Annotated in this window: 17 protein-coding genes; 10 read left to right on the forward strand and 7 right to left on the reverse strand. The window is 64.3% G+C overall.

Annotated features, from left to right (window positions below):
• The first annotated feature begins 67 nt into the window (after positions 1-67).
• Complete coding sequence (locus LB569_RS03885) at positions 68-721, forward strand: glutathione S-transferase family protein (protein ID WP_140707179.1); 654 nt, start codon at positions 68-70, stop codon at positions 719-721.
• Positions 722-821: 100 nt separating this feature from the next.
• Here LB569_RS03885 and LB569_RS03890 read toward each other — a convergent pair whose 3' ends face one another.
• Complete coding sequence (locus LB569_RS03890) at positions 822-1,628, reverse strand: helix-turn-helix domain-containing protein (protein WP_224691157.1); 807 nt, start codon at positions 1,626-1,628, stop codon at positions 822-824.
• Positions 1,629-2,027: 399 nt separating this feature from the next.
• Between LB569_RS03890 and LB569_RS31780 the strand changes: the two genes are divergently transcribed.
• The 7 genes from LB569_RS31780 (at position 2,028) to LB569_RS03925 (ending at position 8,710) form a co-directional block, all read left to right on the forward strand.
• Complete coding sequence (locus tag LB569_RS31780; RefSeq protein ID WP_263494221.1) at positions 2,028-6,098, forward strand: autotransporter domain-containing protein; 4,071 nt, start codon at positions 2,028-2,030, stop codon at positions 6,096-6,098.
• A gap of 240 nt (positions 6,099-6,338) precedes the next feature.
• The gene (locus LB569_RS03900; protein ID WP_010915421.1) at positions 6,339-6,548 is read left to right on the forward strand and encodes a cold-shock protein; all 210 of its coding nucleotides are present in this window, start codon (positions 6,339-6,341) and stop codon (positions 6,546-6,548) included.
• Between the two features lie 319 nt (positions 6,549-6,867).
• On the forward strand, positions 6,868-7,095 hold the full coding sequence (locus LB569_RS03905; protein ID WP_224541154.1) for a hypothetical protein: 228 nt from the start codon (positions 6,868-6,870) through the stop codon (positions 7,093-7,095).
• Positions 7,095-7,499: a hypothetical protein gene (locus LB569_RS03910; RefSeq protein ID WP_140707173.1), complete on the forward strand. Its 405-nt coding sequence runs from the start codon at positions 7,095-7,097 to the stop codon at positions 7,497-7,499. Before LB569_RS03905 ends, LB569_RS03910 begins: the two co-directional genes overlap by 1 nt.
• Position 7,500: 1 nt before the next feature.
• Positions 7,501-7,650 carry a hypothetical protein gene (locus tag LB569_RS03915; RefSeq protein ID WP_224691158.1) on the forward strand — a complete coding sequence of 50 codons (150 nt, stop codon included), beginning with the start codon at positions 7,501-7,503 and terminating at the stop codon, positions 7,648-7,650.
• Between the two features lie 4 nt (positions 7,651-7,654).
• Positions 7,655-8,014 carry a YkgJ family cysteine cluster protein gene (locus LB569_RS03920; protein WP_224691159.1) on the forward strand — a complete coding sequence of 120 codons (360 nt, stop codon included), beginning with the start codon at positions 7,655-7,657 and terminating at the stop codon, positions 8,012-8,014.
• An 84-nt stretch (positions 8,015-8,098) separates the two neighbouring features.
• Positions 8,099-8,710, forward strand: coding sequence for a LysE family translocator (locus LB569_RS03925; RefSeq protein ID WP_224691160.1), 612 nt, complete (start codon positions 8,099-8,101; stop codon positions 8,708-8,710).
• A 10-nt stretch (positions 8,711-8,720) separates the two neighbouring features.
• Here the strand turns inward: LB569_RS03925 and LB569_RS03930 are convergent, their stop codons facing one another.
• Positions 8,721-9,107, reverse strand: a complete 387-nt coding sequence (locus LB569_RS03930; protein ID WP_140707168.1) for a nuclear transport factor 2 family protein — start codon at positions 9,105-9,107, stop codon at positions 8,721-8,723.
• 19 nt (positions 9,108-9,126) lie between these two features.
• A complete protein-coding gene (locus LB569_RS03935; protein ID WP_224691161.1) occupies positions 9,127-9,561 on the reverse strand; it encodes an OsmC family protein in 435 nt (144 codons plus the stop codon).
• A gap of 173 nt (positions 9,562-9,734) precedes the next feature.
• Here LB569_RS03935 and LB569_RS03940 point away from each other — a divergent pair, with 173 nt between their 5' ends.
• A complete protein-coding gene (locus tag LB569_RS03940; protein WP_224691162.1) occupies positions 9,735-10,343 on the forward strand; it encodes a TetR/AcrR family transcriptional regulator in 609 nt (202 codons plus the stop codon).
• A 246-nt stretch (positions 10,344-10,589) separates the two neighbouring features.
• Here the strand turns inward: LB569_RS03940 and groL are convergent, their stop codons facing one another.
• From groL to LB569_RS03955, 3 genes are all read right to left on the reverse strand, one after another.
• The gene (gene groL, locus LB569_RS03945) at positions 10,590-12,245 is read right to left on the reverse strand and encodes a chaperonin GroEL (RefSeq protein WP_140707162.1); all 1,656 of its coding nucleotides are present in this window, start codon (positions 12,243-12,245) and stop codon (positions 10,590-10,592) included.
• A 62-nt stretch (positions 12,246-12,307) separates the two neighbouring features.
• Positions 12,308-12,604: a co-chaperone GroES gene (gene groES / locus LB569_RS03950; RefSeq protein WP_006203049.1), complete on the reverse strand. Its 297-nt coding sequence runs from the start codon at positions 12,602-12,604 to the stop codon at positions 12,308-12,310.
• 231 nt (positions 12,605-12,835) lie between these two features.
• Positions 12,836-13,630 carry a class I SAM-dependent methyltransferase gene (locus LB569_RS03955; RefSeq protein ID WP_224691163.1) on the reverse strand — a complete coding sequence of 265 codons (795 nt, stop codon included), beginning with the start codon at positions 13,628-13,630 and terminating at the stop codon, positions 12,836-12,838.
• Positions 13,631-13,703: 73 nt separating this feature from the next.
• On the opposite strand from LB569_RS03955, the gene LB569_RS03960 reads away from it, so the two are divergent.
• Positions 13,704-14,555 (forward strand): hypothetical protein, encoded by an 852-nt coding sequence (locus LB569_RS03960; RefSeq protein ID WP_224541164.1) that lies wholly within the window; start codon positions 13,704-13,706, stop codon positions 14,553-14,555.
• A 67-nt stretch (positions 14,556-14,622) separates the two neighbouring features.
• On the opposite strand, the gene LB569_RS03965 is transcribed toward LB569_RS03960, so the two are convergent.
• Positions 14,623-15,249: a TetR/AcrR family transcriptional regulator gene (locus tag LB569_RS03965; RefSeq protein ID WP_224691165.1), complete on the reverse strand. Its 627-nt coding sequence runs from the start codon at positions 15,247-15,249 to the stop codon at positions 14,623-14,625.
• Positions 15,250-15,373: the final 124 nt, after the last annotated feature.

Here is a 15,373-nt window from a genome sequence, read left to right on the forward strand (position 1 = left end):
AAAACTGGTGCCTTTCGGTCGCCGGGCCGGCAAGCTAGGGTGCGGGTAACAATTAGAAGGGGGACACATGTCGGAATTCACGCTCCATATCGGCAACAAGTGCTTTTCGTCATGGTCGCTCAGGCCTTGGGTGGCGATGCGGCACCTGGATATACCGTTCGAAGAAGGGTTCGTGCGGCTGCGCACGCCCGAAACCGCGGCCAACCTGGCGAAAGTGTCGCCGACCGGTCAGGTGCCCGTCTTGAATCACAAGGGCAGGATTGTCTGGGAAACCCTTGCCATCCTTGAATATCTCGCCGACCTGTTTCCGGACAAGAACCTCTGGCCGGCCGATATCGGCGCCCGGGCGCTGGCACGCGCGGCGGCGACCGAGATGCATTCCGGTTTTCGCGAGGTGCGCTATGGCTGGCCGATGAACCTGCGCCGGCCAAAGGCGCACAAGCCGCTCGATGCCGAAGGCGAGGCGCAGCGGACGCGCATCGAGGCGCTGTGGCGCGAATGCCGGGAGAAGTACGGCAAGGGCGGCCCGTTCCTGTTCGGCCATTTCACCGCCGCCGATGCCATGTATGCACCCGTTGTCACCCGTTTCGACACCTATGGCGGGGATCTGGCGCCCGACACCAGGGCCTATGTCGATGCGGTTCTGGCAACGCCGGCCATGCGCCAATGGTATGCCGAAGCAGCCAGGGAGACATGGCCGGAGCCGGGACCGGACGAATAGGCTGATCGGTCCTGCGTGCAAGCCGAGGCAAGGGCCGTGATCGCCGGCGATCCCGTGTCGTGTTCGGGCCGTGGTTTTCACCACGAGATCCTGCCGCCGATCAGCTCGATCCTGTAGGACCTTTGCACCCGATCGCGGTGCTGTTTGCCATCTCGGGAGAACTCATCGCGAAGTGGAACAGGGCGTGGAATCCCGCCATGCAGTCGGCGAGGAAACGATCGAAGGCCGCGACGAGACGCGGTTCGAGGGTGACGCTGGCCTTCGACAATCCAAGCAGTCCTTCCTGTTCGGCGTCCCGCAGCAGCCGGCGGACATGTGTCCGCGAGATGCCAAACCGTTTCGCGAGGTCGCTGAAGTCCAGAGCGGCTGGGCCCGCGGCGGCCCCGGTCTGCACCAGCTTGATCAACACCATCATCCCGGCATCCCTGTTCATGATGAAGGTGATCGCCGGATTGTTTGCCAGCAGCTTCACCGCGTCTCCAAGACCTGGGCGGCTCGCGCGCCTCACGGCAGTCCTGAATATCGGATCGCGCCGCATTGGCGGTGCGTAGCCGCAGCCAGGAAACATCACGGCCAGCGGTGAATAATAGACCCTGACCCAATCGAGGTCGTGCGCAACCATCTTTTCGGTGGGCACCAAGAGGCGCACGCGCCTGTCCGCGGCAACTTCATGGCGGGACAGAAAGCCTGTCTCGACGAACCTTGCGACGATCGTCTCGATGTTGCGGCGGCTCGATACGCCATAGGGGGCCATCACCTCCTGCACGAGGGCGATCGTGGGCCAGGTCGAACGGTCGGTCGGGTCGTGCGCGGCATCCAGGACGAGCGTGTTGAAGAACACCGCCGAGCGCTGGGTCGCGGCGAGCAGCCGGCTGAGAAATGGATTGTTCTCGTAAAGGCCGAGCATGCCTTCGATCCAGACGGCGCGTGCCTCGGCGAAGGCCTGATGCGCGAGGATCTCGTCTGGCGAATGAAAGCGAAGCTCTTGCTGGATCATGCGATCCCATCCACGCCGGTTGTTACCGATACGACTGCGCCAAAATGTAGGGCACTCGTCGTCCCCGACGACCCGGCTTTACCCACATAGCCGATCGCGTCAACAACATACGTGCAGGTAGTGGCTCAGATGCGACACCCGCGAGCGCTTCGAAATACACGCAAAAGAGTCCGTTCTCGCGCGAGCCATGCCGATGCATGAATCGAGCCGGCGTTTGAAGTTTTTTGAGTATGCAAAGCCGGGGGCCAAATGAACTGCAAGATCGAAAGGTATGCGCGCCCGACGGTTGCGGTTCGGGACCACCTTCTAATGACCATCGCCTGCGGCGTCGTCATGGCATCGCTGTTCACCGCTTCCGCGCATGCCGACGATGGTGGCAGCGGCGGTCTGATCTTCGGGAACGGCGGCATAGGTGGCGCTAGCGGCAATGACGGGGCAAGCGGCTCCGGCGGCAATGGCGCTGGCGGCGGTACGGTTATCGATGCCGGTGGTGGCGATGGTGGCAATTCCGGCGTGGCAACGAGCGGCGGCGGCGCGGGCGGTGTCGGTTACTCCGGTGCCGCTGGCACGGATGGCACCGGCTTCGGCGGCGGTGGCGGCGGTGCGGCGGGCAGCAGCGCGGGCGGCGCCGGCGGTGCCGGCGACGGTGGCACGCCTGGCGGCCTCGGAGGCACCGCCGGCAGTGCCAACGGCAAGCCGGGATCGAACGGCAACAGCGGCGACGAGACGGCCGGCGGCGGCGGCGGTGGCGGCTTCGACGGCAACGGCGTTGTCGCTGCGGGTAATGGGGGCAATGGCGGCAAGGGCGGCAACCGCTATTCCGACGGCGGCACAGGCGGCGGTGGTGGTGGCGCTGGAGGCGCCGGGCGCGAGTTCGTTGCTCCCGGCAGCACGTTCACGAACGCCGCCGTGTCGGCGGCGGGCGGCATCGGCGGGAATGGCGGCAACGGCGGCGCTGCCTATCCGACCGCCCAGACAGCCACGGGCGGAACCGGCGGCATGGGCGGTAGCGGTGGTGCCGGCCTGTTGTTTTCAGGGCCCGGCGCATCCTTCACCAATCAGGTCGCCGGCAGCGTTACCGGAGCCAGGGGCGGCGCCGGCGGGATTGGCGGGCAAGGCGGGCCTACATTCAATACGGGCACAGTGACGGGTATCGGCGGCAATGGCGGCTCCGGCGGCTCCGGCGGCGCCGGCGTCCTGTTCTCGAACGCCAACGCCACGCTGCTCAATGGCGGCGCAATCACCGGCGGGGCCGGAGGGACAGGCGGACAGGCCTCATCCGGCGTTCCCGGCTCTATCGGCGGCAACGTTGTTCTGAAGGCGTTCACCGGCACCGGCGGCACCGGTGGCACCGGAGGAACCGGGGCAATTTTCGCCGGGGGCAGTCTTGGGACCAGCACCGGCAGCATCACGGGTGGTGCCGGAGGCCTAGGCGGCGCCGCCACGACACCGAATCTTGGCGGTAAGGGCGGCACCGGCGGCACAGGCGGCACCGGCCTGCAGGTTGCGGCCGGCGTCACCATCGCAATTTCCGGCCAGGTCAGCGGCGGCGTCGGCGGCGCCGGCGGGCGTAGCAACGGCTTCGCTACATCTGTCGGCGGCTCAGGCGGAACGGGCGGCGCCGGCATAGTTGGGCAAGGCGCAAACCTTCGCATCGGCGCCGGCGGCTCGGTCCAGGGCGGCTCCGGCGGCGCGCCCACAACCGGGGGAACGAACGGCGCGGATGGCGGCGGCGGAGTCGCCATCACCGGCGGTTCCTTGGCGATCGTCAACGCCGGCACCATCACCGGCGGTTTTGCCAGAAACGGCGTGACACAGACCAGCGCCATCCAGTTCACCGGTGGCGTCAACAGCCTTACCCTCGCCTCCACATCCGTCATCAGTGGCCGCGTCGTCGCCTTTTCGACTGCCGATACTTTCGCGCTGGGCGGCGACACCGACGGCACGTTCAATGTCTCGGCCATCGGCGCGTCGGCGCAGTATCGCGGCTTCGGCATCTATCAGAAGACCGGCACCGGCACCTGGATGCTCACCGGCACGACGACGGCACTGACACCGTGGACCATCAGCCAGGGCACGCTCTCGATCTCGCAGGACGCCAATCTCGGTGCGATCGCCGGTGGAGTGACCCTCGACGGCGGCACGCTGGTCACGACCGCGAGCTTCGCGACCAATCGCGACATCGTGCTTGGCGCCGGCGGCGGTAGCTTTGCGCCGGGCGCGAACACCACGCTTACCGTCGAGAGCGTCATCTCCGGCAATGGTGCGTTGACGATGCTGGGGCCGGGCACGCTCACGCTGTCGGGTGCAAACACCTACACGGGCCTTACGACGATAAGTGCCGGCACGCTTGCGCTCGCGGCCAGTGGACGCATTGTCGGCGGTGTCGACAACGCCGCGACTTTCACCAGCGCTGGGGCCGTCTCCGGCGGCTTTGCCAACAGCGGCACGGTCACCGCGACCGCCGGCTCGATCGACGGCGTGATCGCCAACAACGCCGGCATCTTCAATGTCACCGGAGCGGTTACCGGCAATTCGACCTTCGTCAACGCCAGTGGCGCGACACTCGCGATCGGCACGGCCGGCAACTACACGCTGCAGGGCAACCTTTCCAACTCGGGTTCGCTCACCGTGGCAGGAGGTGGAGAGCTGACCGCGACCGCTGCCGGCATCGCCAACGCGGCGACCGGATCGATCGAGGTGGCAGCCGGTGGCACGCTCTCGGGACTTGTCGTCAACAGCGGTACGCTGACCAATGCCGGCGCGCTGAAGGACGGGCTGATCAACAATGCCGGCGTGGCCATCAACAACGGCGGCATCGCGGGGCTGACCACGCTCAATGGCGGGACGCTGAGCGGCACCGGCAGCGCCGCCGATATCAACGTCACCGGCGGCACGTTCGCGCCTGGCGATGGCACGCCTGGCTCGTCGATGACAGTGTCGGGATCGCTGACCATGGCTGCCGCGGCGACATACCGCGTCGATCTCGATCCGCAGACGGCTTCGGCGGCCAATGTCGGCGGCGCTGCCGCGCTCGGCGGGGCAACGGTTGACGCGGTCTACGCCAACGGCGGTTACATCGAGCGCCGCTACGTCATCCTGACCGCCGATGGCGGCGTGACCGGCACTTTCGGCACCTTGAGCGATGCAAACCTGCCGCGGAACTTTTCTGCTTCGCTCGGCTACGACGCCAACCACGCCTATCTCGATCTCAGTCTGGCCTTCGCGCCAGGCGGCCTCAATCAGAACCAGCAGGCTGTCGCCGACACGCTGACTGGCTATTTCAACATCAACGGCGGCATTCCGGCCGCTTTCGGCACACTCTCGCCCGCCGGGTTGACCGAAGTCTCGGGCGAGCTCGCCACCCGCACGCAGCAGACGACTTTCAACGCCATGGATCTGTTCCTGTCGCTGCTCACCGACCCGGCCATTGCTGGTCGTGGCGGGCTGTCGGCCACGGGCATGGAGGCCGGCGACGTGCCTGCGCTAGCCTATGTCGACGAGGCGGCGGGCCCGTCCGCGCAGGCTTTCGCGGCGGCGTCATTGGAGCCGCGTTGGAGCATGTGGACGGCCGGCTTCGGTGGATCGCAGGCCAGCGACGGCGATACGGCGCTTGGCTCCAACGCTGCTCATGGCAATATCCACGGAGCTGCCTTCGGAGGCGACTACTGGCTGTCGCCGGATACGGTCGCCGGCTTTGCGTTGGCCGGCGGCGGCACCAGCTTCAGCGTCGACAATGGCGGCTCTGGCCGCTCGGACCTGTTCCAGGCCGGTGCCTTCTTCCGCCACAATGCCGGGCCGGCCTACATCACCGCTGCGCTGGCCTATGGCTGGCAGGATATCACCACCGACCGCACCATCGGAGGCGACCGGCTGCGGGCGCGCTTCGATGCCAACGCCTTCTCAGGCCGGCTGGAAGGCGGCTATCGCATGCCGACACCGTGGATCGGGCTCAGCCCCTATGCGGCCGGCCAGTTCACCAGCTTCGACATGCCGGCTTACAGCGAGCAGGCAATTGCCGGCGCCGACACTTTCGGGCTTGGCTACAATGCGAAGAAGATCACCGCGACGCGCGGCGAAATCGGACTGCGCGCCGACAAATCCTGGCAGCTCGACGGCCCTATCTTGACGCTGCGTGGTCGTGCCGCCTGGGCTCACAATTTGGATCCGGATCGCAGCGTCTCCGCCACTTTCCAGACTTTGCCCGGAACCTTGTTTACGGTCGGCGGCGCTGCCGAGGCGCGCGATGCGGCGCTGACCAGCTTGTCGGCCGAGATGAGCTGGCACAACGGCCTTTCCCTTGCGGCGACCTTCGAAGGCGAGTTCTCCGACACCACGCGCAGCTACGCCGGCAAGGGCGTGCTGCGCTACAACTGGTGAGAGATCATCTTGTGGCGAACGGGCGGGTTTGAATGAATGGGATCCGCTGCCCTTTGCAGCAAAATTTGACATCGTGCCAAAATGCCTCTACAAGCAAATCATCGATATTTGTTTGACTGACTTTTGTTATTCGCGCTTTTGAGCGCGCCTTTGACGAACTTCCCACATCAAAAATCGGGACAGACGGCGTTGTGCATCCGCATGACGGCGAACGAATATTTGCCATGGAAAGGGTTCGTCATGAGCACCGGCACGGTTAAGTGGTTCAACGCCACCAAAGGTTTTGGTTTTATTCAGCCTGACGACGGCTCCGCCGACGTTTTCGTCCACATCTCGGCCGTGGAACGCGCCGGCATGCGCGACATCGTCGAGGGCCAGAAGCTCGGCTACGAGATGGTCCGCGACAACAAGTCGGGCAAGATGTCGGCCGACCAGTTGAAGGCGGCCTGAAGAAAGAATTCAGCCGTCCCGGTGACCACGGATGTACTGGCACCGGTGAACGGCGAATTCGGGCGCATGGCCGCGGGAACCTGAGTTTCCAAGGCCTTTGCCCATGAGGAGCCTGCTTGTGCGTCCATCTGGATGCGCGGCGCTCCAGGGAAGGTCAGGCGGTGCCTGGCCTTTTTCATTTTACGCTTGTTGCCGCCGAAAATGCGCTGCGCATCGGGCTGAACGTGCTAAGGGACGCTGCAGCATTGCCTTGTGCATGGTTCTGACCGAAGACCCGGTGTCCCCCTATCGGTGCCAGGCTCCTGACAGGAGAAAGATTTTGACCGCCCATTCGAAGACAGCCGTCGATCCGGCCGTGTCGCTGTTCAGCAAGACGCAGACCCAGTCGATGTCGCTTAACCGTATTATCTCCGAGCGCGACGCCGTCAGCCAGGCGCGGGAAGCCAAGACCGCGCGCCTGCGCGAACTGCGGCTGGAGAAGGAGGCCGACGACATGGCCGCCGCCGCCGCGCTCGCGGCGCTGCCAAAACGAGCCGGAAAACGCTGATGGCCACCAAGCGCGTACCGCCAACGCCGATCGCGGCCGATGCGACCATCGCCGACATGGTCGAAACCCTGGACAAGCCGGTCGAATATGTCCGGCGCGTGCTGGAGAAACTCGAGCGCTGCAAGCGCGCCCATGGCGATGCCCAGGTGCGCGTCGGCGTGCGCGGCCGCGCCGAAGCCCCGAACTACCTGATCGAATATGTCCGCGAGGACAAAAAGACCCAGGAGCGGGTGACCTATCAGGACGCCGCCTACAGCGGCAGCACCCATCGTGAGCTGGCGCCGCACCACATCGCGGAAGCGAGGAACTGGTCGCCCGAGGAGATGAACATCACGGCGGTTTCCGCCCTGATCGGCCGCTTGCGCAATCCACGCGCGCCGTCGCGTTCCGACAACGAGGACTGACATGGCCATTAAATTCTCCGCCAAGGACCAGCCCGCGGCGCCGGTATCCGCCGCGAAGCCAGCCAAGCCGGCAGCCGCGCCGAAGGCCGCCGAGCCAGCGACCGATCTGTTCAAGTCGCCGGTCGACGCACCGAAGGGCAAGAAGAAGTAGCGTCTTGCCGCCGGACGCCGATCGCAACCTTGCCACTCCGGGTCTGCCGGCCCCGGTGGCCACGTCCAGCCCTCCTGCCTTCGACTGCCAGAGTTGCGGGGCATGCTGTTCCTATTCGGCCGAATGGCCGCGCTTCTCCACCGAGGATGACGCGCAGCTCGACCGTATTCCTGAAAAATACGTGGCGGCCGACCTGTCCGGCATGCGCTGTGAGGGCGTGCGCTGTTCGGCCCTCTCCGGCGAAGTCGGCAAGTCGACCGCTTGCGGCATCTATGAATTACGGCCGGATGTCTGCCGTGCCTGCATGCCCGGCGATGCTGAGTGCCTGATGGCGCGCAAGGCGCATGGGCTGCCTATAAGCTAATGCCTCGCGGGGGCAATGCGCCGCTTGCCGACATCCGCGCCTCCCGGTACTTTGCTCTTCGCGGGCAGGGCTGTGGAGGATGGCTTGAGCATCGAATTTCTGTTGACGTCGCTGATCGTCGTGGCTTCGCCCGGCACCGGCGTTCTCTACACGCTGAGCGCCGGGCTTTCGCGCGGTGCGCGTGCGTCGATCATCGCGGCCTTCGGCTGCACGCTGGGCATCATCCCGCATATGGCGGCCGCCATCACCGGCCTTGCGGCGCTGCTGCACACCAGTGCCGTCGCCTTCGAGACGCTGAAATATCTCGGCGTCGCCTATCTGCTCTACATGGCCTGGAACACGCTGAAGGAAAAGGGCGGCCTGAGCGTCGAGGACAATGTCGCGCCGCGCTCTCCCGGCAAGGTGATCGCCACCGGCATCCTCGTCAACGTGCTCAACCCGAAGCTGTCGATCTTCTTCTTTGCTTTCCTGCCGCAATTCGTCAGCACCACCGAACCCAACGCGCTGTCGAAGATGCTGGAGCTGAGCAGCGTGTTCATGCTGCTCACCTTTGTCGTGTTCGTCGGTTACGGCATTTTCGCCGCTTCGATCCGCAGCCATGTCGTGTCGCGGCCAATGGTGCTGACCTGGATGCGGCGGACCTTTGCCGGCGCCTTCGTCATGCTCGGCGCCAAGCTGGCGCTGGCCGACAGATGATCGACCCGGTTCAGCCCTTCACATAGCCCATAGCCTCGACGATCCGCCCGTCCGCGACGCGCATCAAATTGACGCCGCGCAGCGAATGGCCGTCGGCCATCCAGTAGCGCCAGCGGATCGTGGCGCGATCGCCAGCCACGAAAGTCTCCTCGAGATCGAATCGCGTGCCGGGTCCGGTGGCGATCGCCGACCATAGCTCCACGCACGCGGCCTTGCCCTCGCGGCGCGCGCCATCCGGGGCCGGTGTGGTGTTTTCGATCACGCAATCCTGCGCCACCAGATCGTTGAGTGACGAGGGATCATGACGCTGGAACACGTCGTTGAAGCGCCGCATGATTTCGGCCGTTGCGCCGGAACGGTTGGCCGCGGCCATGTCGATGATCAATTCCTGGGTCACTGGATTTTTCTCCTTCCTTTCATGGTGTTACGAGGTTTGCTTTCAGCGTGATCGTGGCCACGCCAGCCAGCGCCCGCGAGACGAGGCAGCCCGCCTTGGCCGACTGCGCCAGCCGCTCGAAGTCGTCGGCGGCGAGCCCCGCGACATTCGCCTGCGTCTCCAACTCGATGCGGGTAATCGTCGGGCCGGCCGAGGTTGCGCCCAGATGCACCTTGGCGATCGTGTGGATATCGGTTGCGATATAACCTTCAGCGCCGAGCATGGCGGTGAGCGCCATCGAGAAGCAGCCGGCATGGGCGGCCGCGATCAGCTCTTCCGGATTGGTGCCGGGGCCGTTTTCGAAGCGTGACGGGAACGAGTAGGCGCCCTCGAAAGCGCCGCTGCCCAGCCTGAGCCGGCCGGATCCTTTCTTGAGTGTGCCGTGCCATTCGGCCGATGCGTCGCGAATTGTCATTGCTCTTTCTCCTGTGCTGATGATTCGAGTTCATGCGCCGGAACCACTTCCTCTCGCTGCCAGCCAACAGCGCATTGACCTTCTCAAAATATGTAGACCGATTTACATATTATGTAGACCGATTGTCATATTCGATGCAAGCCCTATAATGCGATTTCCTGACAGAGGCTGACATGGCGACAGACACACGCAACCGTATGATCGAGGCGACGGCACTGCTTTTGCGGCGGCGCGGCTATCACGGCACTTCGCTCAACGACATATTGAGCGCCAGCGGCGCGCCGCGAGGCTCGCTCTACTTCCATTTCCCCGGCGGCAAGGACCAGCTGGTCGTCGAGGTGACGCGCGACAGCGTCGACAAGGTGACGCAAAGACTGGGCGAGGCATTGTCCGCCGAGCGAGATCCGGCGGTGGCCGTCCATCATATCTATCAGGAGGTCGGACACATGCTCGAGGAGAACCAATTCACGCTAGGCTGCCCGATCGCACCCGTGGTCCTGGATTCGCCGACCGATGTGCCGGAGCTGGCTGAATTGTGCCGCTCCGCTTTCGAGCAGTGGATCGGCTTGCTCCGCGAGGCCTTCGTCAGGGCAGGGGTGCCCGAGCGCCGCGCGCGTGCTTTGGCGCTGCTGGTCGAATCGTCGCTGGAAGGGCTGATGGTGATCGCGCGCGCCACCCGCGACCGCGCCCCGCTACAGGCGGTGGCCGACGAGGTCGCGGTGCTTGTCGAACAGGCCGTGCTGGCCGGCAAGGTGGCACAGCGGGCGGAGAGTGCCGCGTAGATCAGTCTACAATTTCTTTGCGAGCGGCTGAAGCAAGGAAGGCCGAGCGCGTCTGTCCGCGCTCACGGGCAGCGGCATCGAGCCAGCACCCACTCTGAGGCTTTCGGAAACATCAGTTCGGTGTCGCGCCATGCTGCCTTAAATTGTCATAGTGGTTATCGAAGCTCGGGGCCTTGAATTGCCTGGGAGAACGAAAAAGGGCGACCCGAGGGCCGCCCTTCCGTAAGCTCAGCCATGTTGGCTGGATTAGAAATCCATGCCGCCCATGCCGCCCATGCCGCCGCCGCCCATGCCGCCAGGCATGCCGCCGCCAGCCGAGTCCTTCTTCGGAGCTTCGGCGATCATGGCTTCGGTGGTGACGAGCAGGCCGGCGACCGAGGCCGCGTCCTGGAGAGCCGTGCGCACGACCTTGACCGGATCGACGATACCCATGACGATCATGTCGCCATACTCGCCGGTCTGGGCGTTGTAGCCGAAGGTCGCGCCCTTGTTCTCGAGGATCTTGCCGGCAACGATCGATGCTTCCGCACCGGCGTTGGCCGCGATCTGGCGGGCCGGAGCCTGCAGCGCGCGACGCACGATGTTGATGCCAGCGGCCTGATCGGCGTTGGCGCCGGTCGACTTGATGTTGGCCGAAGCGCGCAGCAGGGCAACGCCACCGCCAGCAACGATGCCTTCTTCCACGGCCGCGCGGGTCGCGTTGAGGGCGTCATCGACGCGGTCCTTCTTTTCCTTGACTTCGACTTCCGTCGCACCGCCGACGCGGATCACGGCAACGCCGCCGGCGAGCTTCGCCAGACGTTCCTGCAGCTTCTCCTTGTCGTAGTCCGAGGTGGTCTCCTCGATCTGCTGCTTGATCTGGGCAACGCGGCCCTGAATCTCGGCCTTCTTGCCGGCGCCGTCGACGATGGTGGTGTTCTCCTTGGAGATCGACACCTTCTTGGCGCGGCCGAGCATGTTGAGGCCGACGTTCTCGAGCTTGATGCCGAGGTCTTCCGAGATGACCTGGCCACCGGTGAGGATGGCGATGTCTTCCAGCATGGCCTTGCGGCGATCACCAAAGCCCGGCGCCTTGACGGCGGCGATCTTCAGGCCGCCACGCAGCTTGTTGACGACCAGCGTGGCCAAAGCCTCGCCTTCGACGTCTTCCGAGATGATGAGCAGCGGCTTCGAGGTCTGCACGACGGCTTCGAGAACCGGCAGCATCGCCTGCAGGTTGGAGAGCTTCTTCTCGTGCAGGAGGATGTAGACGTCCTCGAGCTCCGCAACCATCTTGTCGGCATTGGTGACGAAGTAGGGCGAGAGGTAGCCGCGGTCGAACTGCATGCCTTCGACGACTTCCAGCTCGGTCTCGGCGGTCTTGGCTTCCTCGACGGTGATGACGCCTTCGTTGCCGACCTTCTGCATCGCTTCCGCGATCATCTTGCCGACCGACTCGTCGCCATTGGCCGAGATCGTGCCGACCTGGGCGACTTCCTCGGAGGTCTTGATCTTCTTGGCGGCCTTGCCGAGCGCGGCGACCACTTCGGTGACGGCGAGATCGATGCCGCGCTTCAGGTCCATCGGGTTCATGCCGGCGGCAACCGACTTGTGGCCTTCCTGGACGATCGACTGCGCCAGAACGGTCGCGGTCGTGGTGCCGTCGCCGGCGATGTCGTTGGTCTTCGAAGCAACTTCGCGGACCATCTGCGCGCCCATGTTCTCGAACTTGTCCTCAAGCTCGATTTCCTTGGCGACGGTGACGCCGTCCTTGGTGATGCGCGGCGCGCCGAACGACTTGTCGATGACGACGTTGCGGCCCTTGGGGCCGAGCGTGACCTTCACCGCGTCGGCGAGGATGTTGACGCCGCGCAGCATGCGCTCACGGGCGTCGCGGGAGAATTTTACGTCTTTGGCAGCCATGTTTTAGCTCCTGGCAAGGGCTTGGGGTCAAGCCCGAATTCAGTTGACGATGAGGCCGATAATCAGCCGATGATGCCCATGATGTCGGATTCCTTCATGATCAGAAGGTCTTCGCCATTGAGCTTGACTTCGGTGCCCGACCACTTGCCGAACAGGATGCGGTCGCCGGCCTTGACGTCCAGCGGGACCAGCTTGCCAGCTTCGTCGCGGGCGCCGGAGCCGACGGCGATGATCTCGCCTTCCTGCGGCTTTTCCTTCGCCGTATCCGGGATGATGATCCCGCCGGCGGTCTTGGATTCGGATTCGACCCGGCGAACGACCACGCGGTCATGAAGCGGGCGGAACTTCGACTTTGCCATTTTTTCTTCCTCGAATGAGAACGGTGAGAACAGTTCCTCCGTCCGGCGATGCCGGACATGTGGTTAGCACTCACTGATGGCGAGTGCTAACGTGGCGCTGAAATAGGCTGGTGACCCGTGAGAGTCAAGGCGCTCGCAATCGCTCTGTCGCGCGAAATTTTGCTCTCGCTGTATCGTGGCGAAGAATGCGGCGGATACCGGTAGCGAAAGCGAAGAATTTCATCAGGTCATTTAGCACCTCGGCGACCGCAGCACCAGAAGCGGGCATCGCTCGGCGAGCCCGTAGCTGCCGGTTGGAACAATGCAGACGTTATCGAAGAACGCTTCCGCCTCGCCGATGAGCGTCATGGTTGGCGCAAAACTGTAGATGGCCGGGGAGTTCCGATAGACATCGATTGTGGCGATGACGGGCATTTCCCAGCCCGTACGCGCGGAAAGCTCTTGGCGATCAGGGAATAGTGCGTCGAACCTTTCCGCTATCGTCTTTACTGGAATTGCATGGTCGGGAGCGGGGCCTGTCGCCGTCATGGCGATGCGCCATTTGAGCTCGTGGAAAGTGGAGACACCGCCAGAAAGCGCAAGCGCTTGCATCGCTGCCGGATGGTCCGGTGTCTCGGGACAGGCAAAGAGACGCAGGCCCGCGCGCCCGTCAAAGTGCAGCACCCTGGCGATCGCCGCGAACAGCGCCTCGCGCGCGGCTGAAAAGCCTAGCGCCGACAGGCAGCCGTCGCCGATCACCGCGTCGACGCTTGCGCCGGAATCCGGCAGGTCGAGCCAGTTGCCGATGATGGCTCTTCGCGACGCTGTATCGCCTGGCCAAATTCCGGCGACCATGTCGGAGGATTCGTCGACGGCTATCATGGTCGCGCCGAGCCCGGCGAGTTCCGGCGTCACGCCGAGCAGAACGACATGTGCCTCCGAAAGGTAGAGTTCACGCTGGTAAGTTTCCACAGCTTCGGCAGGCGGTCGCAGCGGTGGCCCGAGCAATTCCCAGTGCCGGCGAATGGCATTCCAATGGTCGGTCATCCCTGGCCCCCCAAGCCGGCATTGTATTCAAACGCATAATCGAGGACGCTTATGAAACCAAGTGCGGGGGCGCATGACACGCATCGCGGTTATTACGCATGAGTTCGACAGGTTCCAACGCTGGCGCGGCCCACTGTTGCGCCGCGACAGTCCCTATATGCTCTTCGATCTGCTGGAAGAACTGAAGCGGCGCGGCCATTCCGTCCGCATACTGTCAGGAACGTCGGCAAAGCCCGAGGCGGATATAGCGGTGCTGCATGTCGATGCGACCGTGACGCCGCCCGAATATGTCGAATACGCGCGTGCTTTTCCCTTCTGCCTGAACGTCGGGGCAGCCGACATCTCCAAGCGCCGTGTCAGCGGCGCCGTGATCGGTAGGGATGACGACTGGCCAGGGCCGGTCATCGTCAAGAGCAATCTCAACAATCTGGGAATGCGTGAGCAGTCGCTTAACCGGCGATCGCGACGTGCCGGAAAGCCGGAGCCATTTCCCGGCACCAAGCTTGTCGAGGGCTACCGCGTCTGTGCGTCCCTTTCGGATGTCGAGCCCGCGGTGTTCGACCGTGGGGACCTCGTCGTCGAAAAATTCATTCCCGAGCCTGAACCGGACGGCTTTGGCGCCCGCTTCTGGATATTTTGCGGGGAGCGCGAGCGCTGCACCCGCCATGTCTCGCCGCAAAGCCTCGTCAAGGGCGACGACACGATCCGTCGTGAGGCGGTTCCGGTCCCTGAGGAGCTTCGCGCGCTGAGGCGCGAGCTTGGCTTTGACTACGGCAAGTTCGACTTTGTCATGCACGAGGGCAGGGCGGTGCTGCTCGACGCCAACAAGACACCCGGCGGCGCCCGCAACCTTTCCGCCTTTCTTGCCGCCGGCAATGCCAATCTTGCGGACGGCTTCGAGAGCCTCATCCGCGAGGTAACATGACCGGCGTTTGGACCTTCATGCCGGCAGACACGTCTTACTCGGGTAGGTTCACTGTGATCACCAGCGCCTACAAAAACCCCCGCAATTGGGTGTGGATGATCGACCGGTAGTCCTCGATCGTGCGCCGGCCCTCTTCCTCGTCCTGCGTCAGCGCCAGGCGCACGACGCCGCCGGCAAGCTGGAATATCAGAAAGACCAGGCGTGCGAACGGCTCGCGCTGCCCGGCCTGGAGCATCGGGCCGACATGGTCGCAGAATATCTTCGACTGATGCCGCGTCTCGGCGATGTCGAGATGCTGCAGCGCCTTGTCGGCCTGGATGGCGTTCTGCAGATCCTGAATGGCAGGGTCCGCCGAGACACGGCCAAAATAGTCGTCGAGCAGGCGGTCCGCGGCAGCGGTCACGTCGCCCGGCTCCTGGATTTCGGCGATGATCGTGCCGAAGCGCGCGCGGCTGACCTCTGAAAACCGCTCATAGAGCATCGCCAGGATCGCCGACTTGTTGGGGAAGTAGTGGTAGACGGTGGCGATCGGCCCGCCCGCCAGCGCCCCGACCTCCTTCATGGTGACGGCGTCGATGCCCTTCTCGCCGATCAGCCGCATGGTGGTCGACAGGATGGCGTCGATGCGCTCGCGGCTGCGCTCCTGCTTGGGTCGGCGCCTGGGTTCGGTGGCCGTCCGATTTGCTTGCGTCATGCACCGATCTTTCGCACGAGTTCCCAAATTCCGGTTGACGAAAAAATATGATCAAGTATCAGTTTCTGAAATGCTGACAGATTGTCAGCTTTTCTGCCGCGCGGCAAGGACGTTGGGAGGCGCC

It is taken from the genome of Mesorhizobium sp. BH1-1-4 (assembly GCF_020165665.1).
Lineage (GTDB): Bacteria > Pseudomonadota > Alphaproteobacteria > Rhizobiales > Rhizobiaceae > Mesorhizobium.